Source organism: Pseudonocardia sp. DxW (assembly GCF_058448985.1).
Map to the genome: position 1 here is coordinate 123,340 of NZ_JBZFLK010000009.1, position 19,813 is coordinate 143,152.

Consider the following 19,813-nt stretch of genomic DNA (forward strand, 5'->3'; position numbering starts at 1 on the left):
CGCCCGTTGCGTTCTTAACGATTGATCAGTAGGTTGCCGACACCGCCTCGACGTGGAGGGAGCCGCGCATGACCGTGGTCGACGAGACCCAGGGCACGACGTCGGAGTTCCGCAGGGCGGTGCGCGCCTGGCTCGCCGCCAACGCCCCCGGCTCACTCGCCCACCTGCCGCCCGACGAGCAGCTGCGGCGCTCCCGGGAGTTCCAGGCCGCCCTCTACGACGCCGGGTACGCGGGCATCACCTGGCCGGAGAGCCTCGGCGGGCAGGGCCTCGGACAGGCCGAGCAGCAGGCGTTCTCCGACGAGGCCGCCGAGCACGAGCTGCCGCTGTACCCGTTCATGATCGGGATGGGGATGTGCGGGCCGACGGTCGTCGACCTGGGCACCGACGCCCAGCGGGACCGCTACCTGCGCCCGCTGCTGCGCGGCGAGGAGATCTGGTGCCAGCTGTTCTCCGAGCCGGGCGCCGGATCCGACGTCGCGAGCCTGCAGTCGCGGGCCGTGCCCGACGGCGACCGCTGGATCCTCAACGGCCAGAAGGTGTGGACGACGAACGCCCAGTTCGCCGACTTCGGCGCGGTCCTCGCGCGCACCGATCCGGACCGGCCGAAGCACGCCGGGCTGACGATGTTCGTCGTCGACATGCACGCGCCGGGCGTCACCGTCCGGCCGCTGAAGGACATGACCGGCCGGACGCCGTTCAACGAGGTCTGCTTCGACGACGTCGGGATCCCGGCGGAGAACGTGCTCGGCGAGATCGGCGGCGGCTGGCACGCCGCGGTGACGCTGCTCGGCCACGAGCGGGTGTCGATTGGCTCCGCCCGCCGCCCGCGCCGGAGCCCGCTGGAGTTCGCCTCGCTCGCCGAACGGGCCCGGGCGGCCGGCGTCGCCGACGATCCGGTGGTGCGCGACCGGCTCGCCGAGCTCTACGCGCACGAGCGCGCGCTCGTGCTGCTCAACTCCCGGATCCGGCAGGAGACCGCGGCCGGCCGCCCGCCGGGCGCTCGCGGCTCGGTGCTGAAGCTCGCCGGGGCGCTCCAGCTGCGGCGAGCGATCGAGGTCGCCGGTCTGGTGTCCGGCGCCGACGCCGTCGCCTGGGACTCGGCCGACCCGGCCGGCGACGAGCTGGCGCTGGCGATCAACGCCGCGCCGTCGTCGAGCATCGCGGGCGGCACGAACGAGGTGCAGCGCAACATCATCGGCGAGCGGATCCTCGGGCTGCCGAAGGAGCCGCAGGTCGATCGGGACGTCCCGTTCCGCGAGCTCGCGGTCGGGACCCAGCGGCGGGAGGGGACCCGGTGACGCTCGTCCTGGACAGCGAGGCCGAGGAGCTGCGCGCCGCGGTGCGCCGATTCCTCGCCGACAAGGCGCCCTCGGAGCGGGTGCGCGCGGTGATGGACGGCGATCGCGGGCACGATCCGGCGGTCTGGTCCGGGCTCGCCGCCCAGGGGGTGCTCGGGCTCGTCGTGCCCGAGGAGCTGGGCGGCAGCGGGGCCGGGCACGTGGAGCGCGCCGTCGTCGCGGAGGAGCTGGGCCGCGCGCTCACGCCGGTGCCGTTCCTGGCGTCGGCAGTGCTCGCCGTCGACACCCTGCTGGCGCTCGACGACGATGCCGCACGCGCCGAGTACCTGCCGCGGCTGGCCGCCGGGGAGCTGATCGGCACCGTGGCGGTCGCCGAGCGGGGCGGGGAGTGGGACCGCACCGGCGGGCGGACCACCGCCACCGAGCGGGACGGCCGGTGGGAGCTGACCGGGGCCAGGACCCCGGTGCTCGCCGGGGACACCGCCGATCTGGTGCTGGTCCTGGCCCGGACCGCGGAAGGGCCGGGCTGGTTCGCGGTGGACGGCGACGCCCCCGGCCTGACCCGCGACCGGCTGGGCGCGCTGGACCCGACACGGCGGCTCGCCAGGCTGACGTTCGACGCGACCCCGGCCCGGCCGCTCGCCTCCGCCGACCCGGCGGCGGCGCTCGGCACGGTCGCCGATCTCGCCGCGGTGGCGCTCGCCGCCGAGCAGACCGGGCTGATGCAGCGGGCGCTGGAGCTGACCGCCGAGTACGCGACGCTGCGCGTGCAGTTCGGCCGCCCGGTCGGCTCGTACCAGGCGGTGAAGCACGGCTGCGCCGACGTGTACAGCGCCTGGGAGCACGCGGTCTCGGTGGTGCGGCACGCCGCCTGGGCCGCCGACCACGACCGAGCCGAGCTGCCGGTGGCGGCGGCGCTCGCGCAGACCTACACCGGGCCCGCGGCGTTCACCGCGGCGACCGCGATGGTGCAGTACCACGGTGGTGTCGGCTACACCTGGGAGCACGACGCGCACCTGTTCTACAAGCGTGCCAAGAGCGCCGAGCAGCTCCTGGGGTCCCCGGCGGGGCACCGGGCCCGGCTCGCCGAGCGGCTCGGGCTGTAGCGCCGGAGCCGGACCGAGCACCGTGACCGAAGTGAGGACACCGATGTCCGCTACCGCGATCCCCGGCCGGGGGATGACGATGAGCGATCTCGTCGCCCGGCACGCCCGCATCTCCCCGGACGTCGTGGCGCTCGCCGACCCGGCGGGCCGGCGGACCTACCGCGAGCTCGACGCCAGGGTCGACCGGCTCGCCGGCGTACTCGCCGGCCGCGGGATCGGGGCCGGCGACCGGGTCGCCGTGCTCGGGCTGAACAGCATCGAGGTCGTCGAGTCCTGGCTCGCGGTCCTGCGGCTCGGGGCGATCGCGGTGCCGGTGAACTTCCGGCTCGCGCCCGACGAGATCCGCTATGTCCTCGACGACAGCGGATCGAGCCTGGTCGTCGCCGATCCGGCGCTGGCCCCGGCCGTCGAGAAGGCCCGCGCGGGAGCCCCGGCCGTCGGGTCGGTCATCACCTTCGGCGAGGAGTACGAGGCGCTGCTCGCGGACGGCCCCGACCTGCCCGAGGTGCCGGCGGTGTCCGACGAGGCACCGGCGTTCATCATGTACACCTCCGGGACGACCGGCTTCCCGAAGGGCGCGGTGCTCACCCATCGCAACCTGTACCTGCACGCCTTCTGCTCGATGGCGACCCTGGGCATCACCGGCGACGACCGGGTGTGGATGTCGGCGGCGCCGCTGTTCCACATCGCCGGGCTGTCCGGGATGCTGCCGGTGCTGATCACCGGCGGGAAGGTCGTGATCCCGCCGTCGGGCGGCTTCGACCCGGTGCAGACCGTGCGCACCCTCGCCGACGAGGGCGTCACCTCGTGCTTCATGGTCCCGGCCCAGTGGCAGGCCGTCTGCGCCGTCGATCTCGCCGCCCACGACCTGTCCCGGCTGCGCCGGATCTCCTGGGGCGCGGCGCCGGCGTCGACCACCCTGCTCCGGACCATGATCGACGCCTTCCCGCAGGCCGAGGTGTGCACCGCGTTCGGGCAGACCGAGTGCAGCCCGGTCACCACGAACCTGCGCGGCGAGGACTCGATCCGCAAGATCGGGTCGATCGGCACGCCGATGGTCGGCGTCGAGGCCCGGATCGTCGACGACGACATGAAGGACGTCCCGCCCGGGGACGTCGGCGAGATCGTCTACCGCAGCCCGATGGTGATGACCGGCTACTGGAACAAGCCGGAGGAGACCGCCGAGGCGTTCCGCGGCGGCTGGTTCCACTCCGGCGACCTGGTCCGCGCGGACCCGGACGGCTACCTCTACGTCGTCGACCGCAAGAAGGACATGATCATCTCCGGTGGCGAGAACATCTACTGCGCCGAGGTGGAGAACGTCCTCGCCGGGCATCCGAAGATCGCCGAGGTGGCGCTGATCGGCGTCCCGGACCCGAAGTGGGGGGAGACGCCGCTGGCCGTCGTCGCACCCCGGGATCCGGCCGATCCGCCGACCGAGGCCGAGATCGAGGCGTACGCCAGGGAGCGGCTGGCCGCCTACAAGCGCCCCCGGCACCTGCAGCTGGTGGACTCGCTACCCCGCAACCCGAGCGGCAAGGTGCTCAAGACCGTGCTGCGGGACCGGCACACCTGATCCCGCGCGCTACTCGAACGAGCCGCGGGACAGCACGACCTTCGCGTCCTTGACGTCGCGTGGGAAGACCAGCAGCGCGTAACCGGCTCCGGTCTCGTCGCGGGATACGGTCGCCCGGATGCCGGCCGCACGCAACCGGTCGCGCAGCACCCGGGCGGCGTCCGGGCCGGGGACCCGGGACACCTCGGTGAGCAGGCCGGTCGCCACCGGGTCGTCCGGGTCGTCGGTGGGCAGTTTCACGTTCCGCTGGTGGCCGAACGTCCAGCGCAGCAGCAACCCGATCAGGACCAGTGTCGTGACCAGGCCGATCACCGTGCCCAGCCTGGGGACGAGGTCCAGGTTCATCGGTCGATGGTCGCACCCGTGGGCGCCGGGCGCCTCGCCGAGCGGACGGGGTGAACCGATCCAGCGCTCGGTTTCCCGCGCGGATCGCGTAGTTTGCCGCGCACAGGGGTGTGACGAGTGCCGACTCGGCGACGCCCAGCGGCTACTCGCCAGTAGTATCCGTGCAGGCTGTGCCGACTGTGCCGATGACGACGCGGAGGTGTCCGGTGCCCTACCCGACCGATCGTGAGCGCGACCGCCCGTGGGTGATCCGCACGTACGCCGGGCACTCGTCGGCGGCGAAGACCAACGAGCTGTACCGGCGGAACCTGGCGAAGGGGCAGACCGGGCTCTCGGTCGCCTTCGACCTGCCCACCCAGACCGGATACGACCCGGACGACGAGCTCGCCAAGGGCGAGGTCGGCAAGGTCGGCGTCCCGGTCAGCCACATCGGCGACATGCGCGCGCTGTTCGAGGGCATCCCGGTGGCCGAGGCGAACACCTCGATGACGATCAACGCCCCGGCGATGTGGCTGCTGGCGCTCTACGTCGCGGTCGCCGAGGAGCAGGCCGAGGAGCAGGGCCTCGACTACTCTGAGGTCCGCGGGAAGCTGGCCGGGACCACCCAGAACGACATCGTCAAGGAGTACCTGTCCCGCGGGACCTACGTGTTCCCGCCCGGGCCGAGCCTGCGCCTGATCACCGACATGGTCGCCTGGTCGGTCACCGAGATCCCCAGGTGGAACCCGATCAACATCTGCAGCTACCACCTGCAGGAGGCCGGCGCGACGCCGCAGCAGGAGCTGGCCTACGCGCTGTCCACCGCGATCGCGGTGCTCGACTCGGTGCGCGACTCGGGCCAGGTGCCGCCGGAGAAGTTCGGCGACGTCGTCGGCCGCATCTCGTTCTTCGTCAACGCCGGCATCCGGTTCGTCGAGGAGATGTGCAAGCTGCGCGCCCTCGGCCGGCTCTGGGACGAGATCACGAAGGAGCGCTACGGCGTCGAGAACCCCAAGCAGCGCCGGCTGCGCTACGGCGTCCAGGTCAACTCGCTGGGCCTGACCGAGGCGCAGCCGGAGAACAACGTCCAGCGGATCGTGCTGGAGATGCTCGCCGTCACGCTGTCCAAGGACGCCCGGGCCCGGGCCGTCCAGCTGCCGGCCTGGAACGAGGCGCTCGGCCTGCCCCGCCCGTGGGACCAGCAGTGGGCGCTGCGGATGCAGCAGGTGCTGGCCTACGAGACCGATCTGCTCGAGTACGAGGACATCTTCGACGGCTCGCGGGTCGTCGAGGCCAAGGTCGCCGAGCTCGTCCAGGGCGCCCGGGCGGAGATCGACCGGGTGCAGGAGATGGGCGGCGCGGTCGAGGCCGTCGAGAGCGGCTACATGAAGGGCGAGCTGGTCAGCTCGCTCGCCGAGCGGCGGCGCCGGCTCGAGTCCGGCGAGGAGGTCGTGGTCGGCGTCAACAAGTTCGAGACGACCGAGCCGAGCCCGCTGCAGGCCGAAGGCGCGGGGGCGATCTTCACCGTCGACCCGGCGACCGAGCAGGCCGCGGTCGAGGCGATCCAGGCCTGGCGTGCCGATCGTGACCAGGCCGCCGTCGAGGAGACGCTGCGCGCGCTGCGGGACGCGGCCAAGACCGACCAGAACCTGATGCAGGTCTCGATCGACTGCGCCAAGGCCGGCGTGACCACCGGCGAGTGGGCGGGTGCGCTGCGCGAGGTGTTCGGCGAGTTCCGGGCGCCGACCGGGGTGTCCGGGGCGAGCGCGTCCGGCGAGGCCGCGACCGAGATCGCCGAGGTGCGTGAGCGGGTCCGGGCGACCGGCGACGAGCTGGGCCAGCGGCTGCGGATGCTGGTCGGCAAGCCCGGCCTGGACGGGCACTCCAACGGCGCCGAGCAGGTCGCCGTGCGCGCCCGCGACGTCGGCTTCGAGGTCGTCTACCAGGGCATCCGGCTGACCCCGTCGCAGATCGTGGCGGCCGCCGTGCAGGAGGGCGTGCACGCGGTCGGGCTGTCCGTGCTGTCCGGGTCGCACCTGGAGGTCGTCCCGTCGGTGGTGCGCGGGCTGCGCGAGGCCGGCGCCGGGGACATCCCGGTCGTGGTCGGCGGGATCATCCCGCCGGACGACGAGAAGCGGCTGCGCGAGGGCGGGATCGCCGCCGTCTTCACGCCGAAGAACTACCGGATGACCGAGATGATGGACGAGATCGTGACCCTGATCAGGCAGGCGCAGGGGCTCGACCTGGGGTGAGGGGCGGTCCGGTCAGTCCCCGGTCTTCTCGCTGCCCCGGCGGCTGAGCAGCCGGAAGCCGGGGATCCCGACGATCGCCTGCCGGACCTCCTTCAGCACGTCCAGCAGCTCGTGCACGTCCGGGCCGACGCGGTCCAGGGTCGCCAGGATCGGCATGATGTCGTTCTCCATGTGCTCGGTGAACACCGGGAGCTGATCGACCAGCTTGATCGCGGCGTGGATCTCGTCCTCGGACAGCTCGTCGACGAACTTGCGGGCCAGCGGCGCCGCCTGCCGGGCCAGCGGGCCGTAGAGGTCGAGCAGCTCGCCGGCCTGCCGGCTGGCCCCGCTAGCCTCGGTGACCACCTCGTTCGCCCGGTCGGCGACCTGGCGGGCCGATCCGATGACGCCGGTCGCGTCCGTGGTGACCTGCTCGACCTGGGAGATGAGGTTGCCCGCCCGGTCGCAGACGGTGGTGGTGGTGCGGACGATCCCGTCCGCCTCGCCGGCGACGGCGTCCACCCGGGCGACCAGGCCCTCGGCGTTCCCGGCGACGACCGAGACCTGCTCGACGAGTCCCTCGGCCTTCTCCGAGACGGTGGTGACCCGGCGGACCAGCCCGCCCGCCTCCTCGGACACCGTGGTGACCTGCTCGACGAGGCCGTCGGCCCGCTCGGCGACCGTGGTGACCCGGGTGACCAGCGACTCGGCGTTCCCGGCGACGGTGGTGACGCGGGTGACGAGCTCGCCTGCGTCGTCGGCGACGCCGGTGACCCGGGAGACCAGCGACTCGGCGTCCACCGCGACGCCGGAGACGCGCTCGACGAGCTGCTCCGCGCGCTCGGCCACCGGCCGGATCCGCTCGACCACGCCGGTCGCGTCACCGGCGACCGAGTCGACCCGGACGAGCAGCCCCTCGGCCCGGTCGACGACGCCGTCCACCCGGTCCAGCAGCGCCTCCGCCCGGCCCGCGATGGTGCCGATCCGGCCGACCAGCGACCCGATGTCGTCGATCAGCTCACCGGCACGGGCCGGGAGCGCGACCACCGTGCCGGCCAGCTCACCGGTCCGGTCGACGACGGCCGCCGCCCCGGAGAGCAGGTCGGACGGGCCGGGGACCGGGATCCCGGCGATGCGCAGCGCCATGTGCGGGATCCTCGCATCCCGGCGGCGTCCGGGGGGTCACGACTCGGGTGTGCGCGCGCAGAGGTCGTCGACGGTGAGATCGGGCGGTGGGAGGTTCTCCTCGGTGAACCCGAACGGACGCGCCAGCTCCAGCCAGCGGCCGGACTCCTGCAGCGCGGTCAGCCCGCGGTCGAACTCGGCGCGGAACGCGGAGTCGGCGGGCCGGAACGCGAACGCCCCGGCACCGACGACCGGGCGGCCGTTCACCTCGGGCGCGAAGCCGGGCGTGACCTGCAGCCCGATGCCGGCGTTGCGGCGCACCTCGTCCAGCAGCGAGATCCGGGTGAGTGCGCCGACCTGCGCCTCCCCGGCGGCGACGCCGCGGACCAGTGCGCCCTGCGAGTCGAACGGGACGATCCGCTCGCTCCCGATGCCGGCGGCGAGCGCGTACTCGAACTCGGCGGAGCCGCGCAGCACCCCGAGCGTGGCGCCGGACCGCCGGACGCCGCCGAGCGTCGCGACGCCCAGCGGGTTGCCGGTCGGGACCAGCAGCGCGGTCCGGGCGATGTAGTCGGGCCGGGAGAACGCGACCTGCTGGCAGCGCAGCGGGGTGACGGTGAGGCCGACCGCGATCAGGTCGAACCGCTCGTCCAGCAGGTCCTCGACCAGCCGCTCGAACGGGACCTGCATCGCGACCAGCCCGCCGCCGCCGAGACCGGCGACGACCGCCCGGGCCACCTCCGGGCTCTGCCCGGTCGGCCGTCCGACGCCGTCGGTGAAGCCGAACGGGCGCTCGCCGGAGAGCCCGACCACGACGTCGCCGCCGGCCCGCAACCGGGTCAGTGCGTCGGCCGACTCGCGGCCGCAGCCGGTCAGCCCGATCGCGGCCCCGCCGAGCACCGCCGCGGTGCCCAGCAGGCGGCGCCGGCTCAGACGGATGAGGTCGTTCATGGTCCGGACGAGCCTAGGTGATCGGTGCGGCCGGGGCCGCCGGGCCGCGGCGCGTCGCTAGTCCGACCACTCCGGCGGGCGCTTCTCCAGGAACGACGCCATCCCCTCCCGGGCCCCGCCGGACTGCGACATCGAGGCCATGACCTCGGACGCGATCCGGTAGGCGTCCGCCTCCGGACGGTCGAGCTGGGCGTAGAGGGTCTGCTTGCCGACGGCCTTGGACAGCCGGCTGCCGCGGGTGGCCCTGGCGAGCAGCTCGTCGACCCTGGCGTCCAGCTCGTCGTCGGGCACCGCGTAGTTGATCAGGCCCCATCCGGCGGCGGTCGCGGCGTCGATCGGGTCCCCGGTCAGGGCCAGCTCCATCAGCCGCTTGCGGCCGATGTTGCGGGCGACCGGGACCGCCGGGGTGTGGCAGAACCAGCCGCCCTTGCCGCCCGGCAGCGCGAACGTCGCCGACTCGGCGGCGACCGCGAGATCGCAGGACGCGACGAGCTGGCAGCCGGCCGCCCACGCCGTCGCGTGCACCCGCGCGACGACGACCTGCGGGACCTCCTGCACGGTGCGCATCACCGTCGTGCACAGCCGGAGGAGGTCGCGCACCCCGGCCAGGTCGCGGTCCGCGACATCACCGAAGTCGTGTCCGGAGGAGAACGCCTTGCCCCCGCCGGCGAGCACGATCCCGGTCGCGTCGCTGTTGCCGGCGCTCTCGAAGGCGTCCAGCAGTTCCCGAAGGTGATCGGCGGTCAGCGAGTTCCGGCGCTGTGGCCGGTTCATCGTGATCCGGACCGTGTCGCCGTCCTGCTTGACCAGCAGGTGCTCGTAGTCGGCCATGGCCCGACGGTATCTCGACAGGGCGGTGCGGCGAAGCTATCGTGAACTTTGACCGGACTGACGATTCTGGTCATGAAGTCAATGAGCGGAGGTGTCGTGTCGGTGGCGGAGCAGGTCCCGGGAGATGCCGAGCGGATGGAGCGGGTGCTCGACGCGGCCGCCGAGCTGCTCGTGCGCTGGGGGTACCGGCGAGTGACCGTCGAGGACGTCGCCCGCCGGGCCGGGGTCGGGAAGGGCACCGTCTACCTGCACGTCCGCACCAAGGAGGCGCTGTTCCTGACCGTGCTGCTGCGGGCGCAGCGGCGGCTGTTCGCCGATCTCGCCGACCGGATGGCCGCCGAGCCGGCGAACGCGCTGCCGTGGCGGATGTCCCGGCTGCTCTACGAGCGGATGCGCGGCGACGCCGTGGCCCGGGCGATCTACCTGGGCGACGCCGAGGTGCTCGGGCGGCTCGCGCACGAGGCGGCGGGGGCGCTCGGCGAGCTCGCGGCCATGCGCGAGGACGTCGTCCGGCGGTACTTCCGGCTGCTCCGCGGCGCCGGGCTGGTCGCCACCGACCTGCCCGCGGAGCAGCAGATGCACAACTGGGGATCGGTGATCTACGGCTTCTTCCTCACCGACAGCCTGCCGCAGGTCACGGCGCTGGTCGGCGAGGGCGGGCGCGGCGAGCTGCTCGAGTACGCGGTCCGCTGCCTGCTCGTCGCACCCGGCCTCGATCCCGAGCAGGAGGCGGCCGCCGCGGCGTCCGTCGCGACCGGGGCGGCCGCGCTCTACCGGCCGCTGATCGAGCACATCGACACCGAATGGCGCCGCCGGACCCGGTGATCCCGGGCCCGTCGGACCACCACCGAGGGGAGCACGACATGACCGCACCGACCGGAGCGCCGGACCTGCTGGCACCCGACTTCACCGACGACCCGTACGCCGGATACGCCCGGCTGCGCGAGCAGGCGGCCGCGGCGACCGTCTCCCTGATGGGTGGCCCGCCGATGATGCTGGTGACCCGCTACGACGAGGTCCGGACGGTGCTCACCGATCCGCGGTTCGTCACCGATCCCGAGCTCGCCGGTGGGGTGAACGCCCGGGACGCGCTGCTGCGCCGGGCCGGCGTGCCCGATGACCTGGTCGGCTACCTGGTCCGCACGATCCTCACCGCCGACGGCGACGACCACACCCGGCTGCGCAAGCTGGTCTCCCGCGCCTTCACGGTGCGACGGGTGCAGGCGCTGCGGCCCCGGGTCGAGGAGATCGTCGCCGGCCTGCTCGACGACATCGCCGCGGCCGGTGCGGACGGCACCCCGGTCGATCTGGTCGAGGCGTTCGGCTATCCGCTGCCGATCACGGTGATCTGCGAGCTGGTCGGGGTCCCCGAGGCGGATCGCGCGCAGTGGCACCGGTGGGGCCGGGTGCTGACGTCGATGGATCCGGAGCGGATCCCCGGCGTGCTGCGCGCCGCCGTCGAACACGTGCACGAGCTGATCGCGGCGCGCCGCGCGGAACCGGCCGACGACCTGGTCAGCGCGCTGATCGCGGCCCAGGAGGACGACGGCGACCGGCTCTCCGACCAGGAGATGGTCACGATGATCTTCGCGATCGTGATGGCCGGGCACGAGACCACCGCGCACCTGCTGTCGAACGGGGCGCTGGCCCTGCTGACCCGGCCCGACCAGCTCGCGCTGCTGCGGGCGGAGCCCGACCGGTGGCCGGCCGCGGTGAACGAGCTGATGCGGGCCCGCGGGCCGGTGCAGTTCACCCAGTTCCGGTATCCGGTCACCGACGTCGAGCTGGGCGGTGTGCCGATCCCGGCCGGAACCCCGGTGATCGCCGGTCTGCTGCCGGCGAACCACGATCCGCGGGCGTTCGACCGGCCGGACGAGATCGACCTGCGGCGGGACACCGGGCGCGGCGAGGGCCATCTCGGGTTCGGTCAGGGTGCGCACTACTGCCTGGGCGCCGCGCTCGTCCGGCAGGAGGGTGACGCCGGGCTGCGGATGCTGTTCGACCGCTTCCCGCGCCTGCGGCTCGCGGTCCCCGCGCAGGAGATCACCTGGGTGCCGCAGCCCGGAATGAGCCGGGTCGCGCAGCTGCCCGTGCTGGTGTCCTGAGGCCCGGTTTCCCCCGCCGGGTCCACCCGGCGGGGGAGGGCGGTGTGCCGCCGCGGACCTAGCGTCGGGCCGTGCCCGGCAGTACCCGCCGGACACCACTCACGGGAGGTGCACGGATGACGGACCGAGCGGGAGCGCCGCAGGCGGGCGGCCTGCGGGCCACCGCGCGCCGGCTGGTCGCGGGCGGACGCGGGATCCTGGCCGCCGACGAGAGCGTCGCGACGATGTCGAAACGGCTCGACGACGCCGGGGTGCCGGCGTCCGCGCAGCGGCGCCGCACCTACCGGGAGCTGCTGGTCACCGCCGACGGGCTGGCCGACGGCGTGAACGGGGTGATCCTCTGCGAGGAGACCCTGCGCCAGCGGTTCGCCGACGGCCGCACCTTCCCCGAGGGGATCGCCGGGCTCGGCATGCTGCCCGGGATCAAGGTCGACACCGGCACCGCGCCGCTGGCCGGGGCGCCGGGCGAGACGGTCACCACCGGGCTGGACGGCCTGCCGGAGCGGGCTGCGGAGTTCGCCGCGCTCGGGGCCCGGTTCGCCAAGTGGCGCGCGGTCTTCCGGATCACCGGTGACCTGCCGTCGAACTGGGCGATCCGGGCGAACGCGCACGCGCTGGCCCGCTACGCCGCCGACTGCCTGCAGGCCGGGCTGGTGCCGATCGTCGAGCCGGAGGTGCTGGCGGCCGGCGACCATCCGCTGGACCGCACCGCGACCGTCACCGCGCGGGTGCTGGCGACGGTCACCGCCGCGCTCGCCGACGCGGGGGTCGATCCCGCCGCGACCGTCCTCAAGCCGAACATGGTCACCGCGGGCGCCGACGCCGTGGTGGCGGATCCGGCCTCGGTCGGCCGGGCCACACTGGACGTGCTCCGCGCGACCGTCCCGGACGATCTCGCCGGGGTCGCGTTCCTGTCGGGAGGCTGGGCCCCGGCCACGGCCGCGGCGAACCTCGCCGCGATCCGGGAGCTGACGGCACCGTGGCCGGTGACCTTCTCGTTCGGGAGGGCGCTGGTGAGCCCGGCGCTGCACGCCTGGCGCGGCGACCCGGACGCGGTGCCCGCCGCGCAGGAGGCGCTGCTCGCCGAGGTGCGGCGCAACACCGCCCCCGCGCCGGTGCCTGCCTGAGCCGGGGTCAGCGGCCCGCCGCGCCGCCTCGCGCCGCCTCGCGCCGCCTCGCGCCGCCTCGCACCGGCGAGCGGCGGCGCGTTCCGCGGAACGCACCGGTCACGGCGCCCGCCACGGCGCGGTCCCGAGCACGTGCGCGAGCAGCAGCCCGGTGCTCGCCGTCGCGTCCGGATGGGTGACGACGTGCCACGGCCGGTCCAGCGGGGTCCCCGGCACGTCGAGCTCGATCAGCTCCCCGTCGGCGAGCAGCCTGCGCACCGCCTCCCGGGACACCAGGGTCACGCCGAGCCCGGCCCGGGCGGCGGCGACGGTCGCCCCGTGCGAGCCGAGGACCAGCCGCGGCGGGTCCACGCCGAGCGCGTCGAGCAGCGCGGACAGCGTCGTCCGGATCCCGGAACCGGCCTCGCGGAGCAGCCAGGTCGCCGTCGCCGGGGCGTGGTCGGCTCCGGGCGCACCCACGACGACCAGCACGTTGTCCCGGACCGCGCGCACCGCGGGCGGGCCGGACGCGCCCGGGTCCCGTGCCGTCGACGGCGGCCGCCCGGCGACGACCACGTCCACCTCGTGATGGGCGAGCATCGGCCAGATCCGGTCGCTGGGCGCCACGTCCACCTCCAGCGCCACGCCCGGGTGCCGGGCACGGAACCCGGCCAGCAGCCCGGGCAGCAGGTGCTCGCCCGCGGTCGTGACGGCGGCCAGCCGGACCCGGCCGTCCTCCGGATCGGCCTCGCCGCGGGCCGCGGCGGCGCCCTCCTCGAGGAGGCCGAGCACCCGCCGCGCGTAGCCGGCGTAGCGGCGCCCGGCGGCGGTCAGCCGGACCCCGCGGCCGTCCCGCTCGATCAGCGGGACGCCGACGTCCTCGGCCAGCGCCCGGACCGCCGCCGACACCGTCGACTCGGTGACGAACAGGCTCGCCGCGGCCCCGCGGACCGAGCCGTGCTCCGCCAGCGCGACGAACGCGCGCATCCGGGCCGTGGTCGTCACCCGCTGAGCGTACGAGCCGGCTCGGCTGCCGCACATGCTCTGTGGGTACCGCACACGTCTCGGCTCGTGCGGTGGTGCTGAGCCGTATGCGGTCGCCGTCGGCAGGTGTGCGATCGCGATCGGCCGGCCGTGGCCGCGATGACGGAGGTGTTCGCTGGACGGTGTGGACGAAGCGGGGCGGATCATCCGGCTGCGACGTGAGTTGCGCGCGGCGGGATGGAGCGACGACGAGCTGCGCCGGGCGAGGCGAAGCGGCGTGTTGCGGCAACTCCGCCGCGGCGCCTATCTCGACGGAGCGCTCCCCGCCGATGCGGTCGAGCGGCACCACGCCACGACACGTGCCGTGCTGGCGCAGCTCGGTGAGGCCGCAGTGGCCAGCCACGTGTCTGCGGCGGTGCTGCACGGGCTCGCGGTGTGGAACCTGCCGCTGGACCGGGTGCACGTCACCAGGGACCGCTAGTACGGCGGTCGCCGGACCCGGGACCTGCACCTGCACCCGTCCCCGCTGGGTGCCTCCGACCGCACCGTCGTCGGAGGGCTGGCGGTGACCACGTGCGCCCGGACGGTCGTCGACATCGCCCGGACGGCCGGCTTCGAGACCGCGGTCGCGCTCGCCGATTCCGCGCTGGCACGACGGGAGCGGGGAGTGCCGCCGCCGCTGCTGCGGCATGAGCTCGACATGGCGGTCGCGGCCGCGGCGGGGCGCCGCGGTGCCGGAGCGGTTCGCCGGGTGGCGGCGTTCGCGGACGGGCGCTCCGGAAGCGTGGGGGAGTCGCGGGCACGGGTCGCGCTCGCGGTGGCCGGGCTCCCGGAGCCTGAGCTGCAGTTCCCGATCGTCGTCGCCGGCCACCGTTATTTCGCCGACTTCGCGTGGCCGCGGCAGCGCGTCATCGGGGAGTTCGACGGGCGGGTCAAGTACGGCCGTCGCGGAAAACCGGACACCGACGCGCTCTACTCCGAGAAGCTGCGCGAGGACCGGATCCGCTCCGCCGGATTCGCCGTGCACCGCTGGACCTGGCAGGACCTGGCCGACTTCCGCGGCCCCGCCGCCCGCCTGCGCGCCGCGCTGGTGCCCTGACCGCACAGGTTCCGCGACGACCGCACCAGACGGAACCAGTGCGGTCGTCGCGGAACCTGTGCGGCGGCGTCAGCGAGCGTGGCCGCCGTCGAAGACGCGGCTGGCGCGCAGGTCGGCGGCGGTCAGGGTGCGGAGGTCGTCGCGGGTGACGATCGCGCTGGGGGCGTTCGCCAGGCGCAGCGCCTGGCGCATCCGGGCCCGGTCGAGGGCGTTGCGGACGCTGCGCGCACCGGCGAAGAAGGGTTGCTCCGAGCGCAGCTCCAGGTAGTCGTGGAGGGCGGTCAGGGCGTCGTCGGAGAGCGCGAGGCCGAGCTCGTCGGTCATCCGGCGGCCGATCTCAGCCAGCTCGTCGACCGAGAAGTCCGGGAAGTCGACGTGATGGGCGACCCGGGACTGCATCCCCGGGTTGGCGGTGAAGAAGGTGCCCATCCGGTCGGCGTAGCCGGCCAGGATCACGGCCAGGTCGCCCCGGTGGTCCTCCATCGCCTGCAGCAGGATCTCGATGGCCTCCCCGCCGTAGTCCCGTTCGTTGCCGGGGCGGTGCAGGTAGTAGGCCTCGTCGATGAACAGCACCCCGCCGAGCGCCCGCCGGACGGTCTCCTTGGTCTTCGGTGCGGTGTGTCCGACGTACTCGCCGACGAGGTCGTCCCGGGTGGCGGACACCAGGTGCCCGGTGCGCAGGTAGCCCAGGCCGTGCAGCAGGCCGGCCATCCGGCGGGCCAGGGTCGTCTTGCCGGTGCCGGGATTGCCGGTGAAGCACATGTGCAGGGTCGGGGTCAGCGTGGTCAGCCCGAAGCGGGCCCGCACCCGGTCGACGACGAGCAGCGCGGCCAGCTCGCGCAGCCGCTGCTTCACCGGTGCCAGCCCGACGAGCTCGCGGTCCAGGGCGTCGAGCTCCCGGTCGACGCCGGCCTCGCGGCGGACCTCGTCCAGGTCGACGGTGTCCCCGGGGCCGAGCTCGGGCTCCGGCTCGGGCCCTGACCCGGCGGGGCCGGCGGGGTCCGGCGCCGACCGGTCGGCCGGGGGCGTCGAACCGGTGGCCCCGGCCGGGCGCGTCGAACCGGTGGTTCCGGCTGGGCGCGCCGACGTGGTGGGCCCGGCTGGGCGCTCCCGCTCGGCGGACCCGGGCGGGGCCGCCGAGCCGAACGCGATCCGGGTCGGCGCCGCGGCGGCGGCGCCAGAGGTCCGCGACGGGCCGGCGGTGGGCCCGGCGTCAGCGGCCCCCGGCCCGCCGTTCTCAGTGCGGCGCACGGCCGTTCCCGGACGCCCCGTAGCGCGAGCCCGCCGGACGCTCGGTGGCGTAGGGGTGCACGGTGTACCCGATCCGCCGGTCCGCGCCCTCGGTCCGGTCCAGCCGGAATCCCGGCTCCGCCGAGGGCCGCTGCACCAGGAACGACAGGGCCACGGTCTGCCGGCCCAGCGAGGCGTCGTAGGCGTTGACCCGGACGTAGTGCTCCGGATGGGCCTGCCGGCAGGCGTTGATCTCGGCCAGCACCCCGGCCGGGTCGGCCAGGTCGAACATCGGCATGCCCCACATGTCCCAGTAGGTGTTGCGGGGGTGCGGGTCGTCGGTGAACTCGACGGCGCACGGCCAGTCGTGGTCGAGCGCCCAGCGGATCTGGGCGGTGATCTCGTCGTCGGTGAGATCGGGCAGGAAGGAGAAGGTGCCCTGGGTGACGCGCATCGGTGCCTCCGTCTCAGGCCGGGGTGGGGGTGGTCGTGACGTCCGGGGTGTCGGTGGAGGCGTAGTCGAACGTGATGTCGCCCCAGGTCGACAGCGCCGTCTCCAGCGGCCGGTTGCGCTTCGCGGCGGCGCGCAGGATCTCCGGGCCCTGGGCCAGGTAGTCGGCGCCCTCGTTCCGGGCCTTGATCATCGCCTCGACCGCGACCCGGTTCGCCTCGGCGCCGGCGGCGATGCCCATCGGGTGCCCGATCGTCCCGCCGCCGAACTGCAGCACGACGTCCTCGCCGAGATGGTGCAGCAGCTGGTGCATCTGCCCGGCGTGGATCCCGCCGGAGGCGACCGGCATGGTCGCCGGCATCGACACCCAGTCCTGGTCGAAGTAGAGGCCCTTCACCGGATCGGCCTCGCTGCGCCCGGAGCGCAGCACGTCGTAGAAGCCGGCGACCGCGTTCGGGTCGCCCTCCAGCTTCCCGACGACGGTGCCCGCGTGGATGTGGTCGACCCCGGCCAGGCGCATCCACTTGGCGATCACCCGGAAGCTGACGCCGTGGTTCTTCTGCCGGGTGTAGGTGCCGTGCCCGGCCCGGTGCAGGTGCAGGATGACGCCGTTGCGCCGGGCCCACGTCGACAGGCTCTGGATGGCGGTGTAGCCGACGGTCAGGTCGACCATCACGATCACGCTGCCCAGCTCGCGGGCGAACTCGGCGCGCTCGTAGATGTCCTCCATCGTGGCCGCGGTGACATTGAGGTAGTGGCCCTTCACCTCGCCGGTCTCGGCCTGCGCCCGGTTCACCGCCTCCATGCAGGACAGGTAGCGGTCCCGCCAGCGCATGAACGGCTGGGAGTTGATGTTCTCGTCGTCCTTGGTGAAGTCCAGCCCGCCGCGCAACGCCTCGTAGACGACCCGGCCGTAGTTCCGCGCGGACAGCCCGAGCTTGGGCTTGGTGGTCGCGCCCAGCAGCGGGCGGCCGAACTTGTTCAGGTACTCGCGCTCGGTGACGATCCCGTGCGGCGGCCCGGCGAAGGTCTTGACGTAGTGCGGCGGGATCCGCATGTCCTCCAGCCGCAGCGCGGCGAGCGGCTTGAACCCGAAGACGTTGCCGATGATCGAGCTGGTCAGGTTCGCGATCGAGCCCTCCTCGAACAGGTCGAGGTCGTAGGCGATGTAGGCGATCCACTGGCCGGGCGTGTTCGGCACCGGCTCCACCCGGTAGCACTTGGCCTGGTAGTGCTCGTAGGCGGTCAGCCGGTCGGTCCAGACGACCGTCCAGGTCGCGGTGCTGGACTCACCGGCGACGGCGGCCCCGGCCTCCTCGGGCGGCACCCCGTCCTGCGGGGTGACCCGGAAGGCGCACAGCAGGTCGGTGTCCTTCGGCTGGTAGTCGGGCTGCCAGTACCCCATCTCGGCGTAGGGGATGACGCCTGCGCTCCATCGATCGCTCATGGGCTCCAGCGTGCGGCCGGACCGTCAGTCGGACAATCGAGTGTTCCGGTCGGACTCTTCGCCAGATGGCTCAGAGTGGGGTGCTGTGACATGAGGAGCGGTGACGACGACGGTCGTACCGGCACCGGGACGCGACCGCAGCCGGGCGATCCCACCGATCAGCTCGGCGCGCTCGCGCATCGAGGCCGTCCCGTAGCCCTCGCGGACGCCGGCCAGGCCGGTCCCGTCGTCGGCGACCTCCAGCCGGACGCCGTCGTCGTCGACCGCCAGCCGCAGCACGACGCGGGACGCCCCGGCGTGCTTGAGCACGTTCTGCAGGGCCTCCTGCGCGATCCGGTACAGCGCGACCTCCACGTGGTCGGGCAGCCGTCGCTCGTCGAGCTCGAGCCGGACCTCCGGCACCGGCAGGTCGCGGGCCAGCGCGGCGAGCGCCCCGGCCAGGCCGAGATCGTCGAGCACCGGCGGGCGCAGCGCCCCGATCGCCGAACGGGCCTCGTCCAGCGTCGTCCCGACCAGGTCGGACGCCCTGGCCAGCTCGGCCCGGGCGTCGGCGGTCTCGCCGCGGGAGAGCAGCGTCCCGGCGGCGTCCAGGTGGAACGACAGGGTGACCAGCCGCTGCGAGATGCCGTCGTGGATGTCGCGGGCGAGCCGGCGGCGCTCGGTCTCCTGGGCGGCGACGGTCTGCTCGGCGAACCGTTCGTGCGCCCGCTCCCGGGCCCGCAGCCTGCGGTGCATCCGGGCCTGGTGCAGCGCCGCGGCGAGCAGCCTGCCGATCGCCAGCAGCAGCCGGACGTCGCGGTCGCCGAACTCGCGACGGTCGACGGTGTGCACGTTGAGCACGCCGGCCAGCCCGTAGGGCTCGGACAGCATCGGCACCGACACCATCGAGGTGTAGTCCTGGCCGCGCAGCTCCGGGATCGGCAGGTAGCGCGGATCAGCGCCCTTGTCGTCGGTGATCACGGCGGGGGTGCGGTGCGCGGCGACCCAGCCGCTCACCCCGCGCCCGAGCGGCAGGTGCACGGTCCCCACCCGGGCGTCGAACGGCGGGGTGGCACCGGCCAGCGTCAGCGCGCGGTCGGAGTCGTCGAGCACGTGCACGAAGCAGACGTCGGTCGCGGTCGCCTCGGTGATCACCCGGGCGACGGCGGCCGCGAGCGGCTCCACCCCGGGGCCGCTCGCGGTGGCCTCGATGATGCCGAGCAGGACGGCGTTCTCCCGCTCCGGGTCGCCGAGGCCCAGCCCGCGCGGGCTCACCGGAACACCCCCTCCCGCAGCGCGGCGGCGACCGCGGCCGTCCGGTCCGGCACGTCGAGCTTGCGCAGCACCGCCCGCACGTGCGACTTCACCGTCTCCTCGCCGATCACCAGCTCGGCCGCGATCGACCGGTTCGAGTGCCCGGCGACCAGCAGCGCCAGCACCTCGCTCTCCCGGTGGGTGAGCCCGAGCCGGGCGCCGGGCCAGAACTCGTTGCGCTCCAGGCGGGCCGCCGACGCCGCGGCCCGGCCGGCCATCGTCGCGTCCACCACGGTCGTCCCGGTCGCGGCCAGCTCCAGCTGGCGGACCAGCTCCTCGCCGCCGATCCGCTTCAGCAGGTACCCGGCTGCCCCGGCGCGCAGCGCCTGGAACAGGTACTGCTCGTCGTCGTAGACGCTCAGCAGCACGACCTTCTGGTCGGGCAGCCGCTCGCGCAGCCTGCGGCACAGGTCCAGCCCGGACTCGCCGGCCATCCGGACGTCGCACAGCACGATGTCGGGCTCCAGCGAGACCGCGGCCGCCAGCGCCGCCGCCGCGTCGTGCGCGGTGCCGACCACCCGGACCCGGCCGCGGAACGGCCCCAGCATGGCCTTGAGACCCTGGACGACCATCTCGTGGTCGTCGACCACGACCAGCCGCAGCGGTGTGGCGCCCGTCATCCGCCCACCATAGGGCGGGTTCTCCCCCCGCGG

19 protein-coding genes are annotated in these 19,813 nt (G+C 74.2%); 9 read left to right on the top strand and 10 right to left on the bottom strand.

Going from position 1 to position 19,813, the window contains the following annotated elements; translation table 11 throughout:
• The first annotated feature begins 68 nt into the window (after positions 1 to 68).
• The 3 genes from ACVJO7_RS16015 to ACVJO7_RS16025 are packed head-to-tail and all read left to right on the top strand — an operon-like array spanning position 69 to position 3,983.
• Positions 69 to 1,301, top strand: a complete 1,233-nt coding sequence (locus ACVJO7_RS16015; protein ID WP_491673525.1) for an acyl-CoA dehydrogenase family protein — start codon at positions 69 to 71, stop codon at positions 1,299 to 1,301.
• On the top strand, positions 1,298 to 2,407 hold the full coding sequence (locus ACVJO7_RS16020; RefSeq protein ID WP_491673526.1) for an acyl-CoA dehydrogenase family protein: 1,110 nt from the start codon (positions 1,298 to 1,300) through the stop codon (positions 2,405 to 2,407). The genes ACVJO7_RS16015 and ACVJO7_RS16020 overlap by 4 nt, the downstream gene beginning before the upstream one ends.
• Positions 2,408 to 2,450: 43 nt before the next feature.
• Entirely contained in the window at positions 2,451 to 3,983 is a 1,533-nt protein-coding gene (locus ACVJO7_RS16025) for a long-chain-fatty-acid--CoA ligase (protein WP_491673527.1), read from the top strand.
• 9 nt (positions 3,984 to 3,992) lie between these two features.
• Here the strand turns inward: ACVJO7_RS16025 and ACVJO7_RS16030 are convergent, their stop codons facing one another.
• Entirely contained in the window at positions 3,993 to 4,328 is a 336-nt protein-coding gene (locus tag ACVJO7_RS16030) for a hypothetical protein (protein WP_232021227.1), read from the bottom strand.
• A 206-nt stretch (positions 4,329 to 4,534) separates the two neighbouring features.
• Between ACVJO7_RS16030 and ACVJO7_RS16035 the strand changes: the two genes are divergently transcribed.
• A complete protein-coding gene (locus ACVJO7_RS16035; RefSeq protein WP_491673528.1) occupies positions 4,535 to 6,559 on the top strand; it encodes a protein meaA in 2,025 nt (674 codons plus the stop codon).
• A 12-nt stretch (positions 6,560 to 6,571) separates the two neighbouring features.
• On the opposite strand, the gene ACVJO7_RS16040 is transcribed toward ACVJO7_RS16035, so the two are convergent.
• The 3 genes from ACVJO7_RS16040 to ACVJO7_RS16050 are packed head-to-tail and all read right to left on the bottom strand — an operon-like array spanning position 6,572 to position 9,445.
• A complete protein-coding gene (locus ACVJO7_RS16040) occupies positions 6,572 to 7,684 on the bottom strand; it encodes a methyl-accepting chemotaxis protein (protein WP_491673529.1) in 1,113 nt (370 codons plus the stop codon).
• Between the two features lie 36 nt (positions 7,685 to 7,720).
• On the bottom strand, positions 7,721 to 8,614 hold the full coding sequence (locus tag ACVJO7_RS16045; protein WP_491673530.1) for a transporter substrate-binding domain-containing protein: 894 nt from the start codon (positions 8,612 to 8,614) through the stop codon (positions 7,721 to 7,723).
• Positions 8,615 to 8,671: 57 nt separating this feature from the next.
• Entirely contained in the window at positions 8,672 to 9,445 is a 774-nt protein-coding gene (locus ACVJO7_RS16050; RefSeq protein WP_491673531.1) for an enoyl-CoA hydratase-related protein, read from the bottom strand.
• A 72-nt stretch (positions 9,446 to 9,517) separates the two neighbouring features.
• On the opposite strand from ACVJO7_RS16050, the gene ACVJO7_RS16055 reads away from it, so the two are divergent.
• The 3 genes from ACVJO7_RS16055 to ACVJO7_RS16065 all read left to right on the top strand — a co-directional run bounded on the left by ACVJO7_RS16055 (position 9,518) and on the right by ACVJO7_RS16065 (position 12,677).
• A complete protein-coding gene (locus ACVJO7_RS16055; protein WP_491673532.1) occupies positions 9,518 to 10,270 on the top strand; it encodes a TetR/AcrR family transcriptional regulator in 753 nt (250 codons plus the stop codon).
• Positions 10,271 to 10,308: 38 nt separating this feature from the next.
• Positions 10,309 to 11,550, top strand: a complete 1,242-nt coding sequence (locus ACVJO7_RS16060) for a cytochrome P450 family protein (protein WP_491673533.1) — start codon at positions 10,309 to 10,311, stop codon at positions 11,548 to 11,550.
• A gap of 116 nt (positions 11,551 to 11,666) precedes the next feature.
• Positions 11,667 to 12,677 (top strand): class I fructose-bisphosphate aldolase, encoded by a 1,011-nt coding sequence (locus ACVJO7_RS16065; protein WP_491673534.1) that lies wholly within the window; start codon positions 11,667 to 11,669, stop codon positions 12,675 to 12,677.
• Between the two features lie 99 nt (positions 12,678 to 12,776).
• Here ACVJO7_RS16065 and ACVJO7_RS16070 read toward each other — a convergent pair whose 3' ends face one another.
• Entirely contained in the window at positions 12,777 to 13,661 is an 885-nt protein-coding gene (locus tag ACVJO7_RS16070; protein ID WP_491673535.1) for a LysR family transcriptional regulator, read from the bottom strand.
• A gap of 163 nt (positions 13,662 to 13,824) precedes the next feature.
• On the opposite strand from ACVJO7_RS16070, the gene ACVJO7_RS16075 reads away from it, so the two are divergent.
• Positions 13,825 to 14,121: a type IV toxin-antitoxin system AbiEi family antitoxin domain-containing protein gene (locus tag ACVJO7_RS16075; RefSeq protein WP_491673536.1), complete on the top strand. Its 297-nt coding sequence runs from the start codon at positions 13,825 to 13,827 to the stop codon at positions 14,119 to 14,121.
• Positions 14,122 to 14,205: 84 nt separating this feature from the next.
• A complete protein-coding gene (locus tag ACVJO7_RS16080) occupies positions 14,206 to 14,739 on the top strand; it encodes a hypothetical protein (protein WP_491673537.1) in 534 nt (177 codons plus the stop codon).
• A gap of 69 nt (positions 14,740 to 14,808) precedes the next feature.
• Here ACVJO7_RS16080 and ACVJO7_RS16085 read toward each other — a convergent pair whose 3' ends face one another.
• The 5 genes from ACVJO7_RS16085 to ACVJO7_RS16105 are packed head-to-tail and all read right to left on the bottom strand — an operon-like array spanning position 14,809 to position 19,780.
• The gene (locus ACVJO7_RS16085) at positions 14,809 to 15,990 is read right to left on the bottom strand and encodes an AAA family ATPase (protein WP_491673538.1); all 1,182 of its coding nucleotides are present in this window, start codon (positions 15,988 to 15,990) and stop codon (positions 14,809 to 14,811) included.
• Positions 15,977 to 16,423, bottom strand: coding sequence for a ribulose bisphosphate carboxylase small subunit (locus ACVJO7_RS16090; protein ID WP_358481320.1), 447 nt, complete (start codon positions 16,421 to 16,423; stop codon positions 15,977 to 15,979). The genes ACVJO7_RS16085 and ACVJO7_RS16090 overlap by 14 nt, the downstream gene beginning before the upstream one ends.
• Before the next feature lie 13 nt (positions 16,424 to 16,436).
• Complete coding sequence (locus tag ACVJO7_RS16095) at positions 16,437 to 17,867, bottom strand: form I ribulose bisphosphate carboxylase large subunit (protein WP_344024486.1); 1,431 nt, start codon at positions 17,865 to 17,867, stop codon at positions 16,437 to 16,439.
• Between the two features lie 24 nt (positions 17,868 to 17,891).
• Positions 17,892 to 19,121 (bottom strand): GAF domain-containing sensor histidine kinase, encoded by a 1,230-nt coding sequence (locus tag ACVJO7_RS16100; protein ID WP_491673539.1) that lies wholly within the window; start codon positions 19,119 to 19,121, stop codon positions 17,892 to 17,894.
• Entirely contained in the window at positions 19,118 to 19,780 is a 663-nt protein-coding gene (locus ACVJO7_RS16105; protein ID WP_344024490.1) for a response regulator, read from the bottom strand. The genes ACVJO7_RS16100 and ACVJO7_RS16105 overlap by 4 nt, the downstream gene beginning before the upstream one ends.
• Between the last annotated feature and the right edge of the window lie 33 nt (positions 19,781 to 19,813).

Excerpts from the sequence above, each read along its gene's own strand:
- ACVJO7_RS16015 (WP_491673525.1), top strand. The coding sequence starts at position 69 with ATGACCGTGGTCGACGAGACCCAGGGCACGACGTCGGAGTTCCGCAGG.
- ACVJO7_RS16025 (WP_491673527.1), top strand. The coding sequence starts at position 2,451 with ATGTCCGCTACCGCGATCCCCGGCCGGGGGATGACGATGAGCGATCTC.
- ACVJO7_RS16030 (WP_232021227.1), bottom strand. The coding sequence starts at position 4,328 with ATGAACCTGGACCTCGTCCCCAGGCTGGGCACGGTGATCGGCCTGGTC.
- ACVJO7_RS16040 (WP_491673529.1), bottom strand. The coding sequence starts at position 7,684 with ATGGCGCTGCGCATCGCCGGGATCCCGGTCCCCGGCCCGTCCGACCTG.
- ACVJO7_RS16045 (WP_491673530.1), bottom strand. The coding sequence starts at position 8,614 with ATGAACGACCTCATCCGTCTGAGCCGGCGCCGCCTGCTGGGCACCGCG.
- ACVJO7_RS16050 (WP_491673531.1), bottom strand. The coding sequence starts at position 9,445 with ATGGCCGACTACGAGCACCTGCTGGTCAAGCAGGACGGCGACACGGTC.
- ACVJO7_RS16055 (WP_491673532.1), top strand. The coding sequence starts at position 9,518 with ATGAAGTCAATGAGCGGAGGTGTCGTGTCGGTGGCGGAGCAGGTCCCG.
- ACVJO7_RS16060 (WP_491673533.1), top strand. The coding sequence starts at position 10,309 with ATGACCGCACCGACCGGAGCGCCGGACCTGCTGGCACCCGACTTCACC.
- ACVJO7_RS16065 (WP_491673534.1), top strand. The coding sequence starts at position 11,667 with ATGACGGACCGAGCGGGAGCGCCGCAGGCGGGCGGCCTGCGGGCCACC.
- ACVJO7_RS16090 (WP_358481320.1), bottom strand. The coding sequence starts at position 16,423 with ATGCGCGTCACCCAGGGCACCTTCTCCTTCCTGCCCGATCTCACCGAC.
- ACVJO7_RS16095 (WP_344024486.1), bottom strand. The coding sequence starts at position 17,867 with ATGAGCGATCGATGGAGCGCAGGCGTCATCCCCTACGCCGAGATGGGG.
- ACVJO7_RS16105 (WP_344024490.1), bottom strand. The coding sequence starts at position 19,780 with ATGACGGGCGCCACACCGCTGCGGCTGGTCGTGGTCGACGACCACGAG.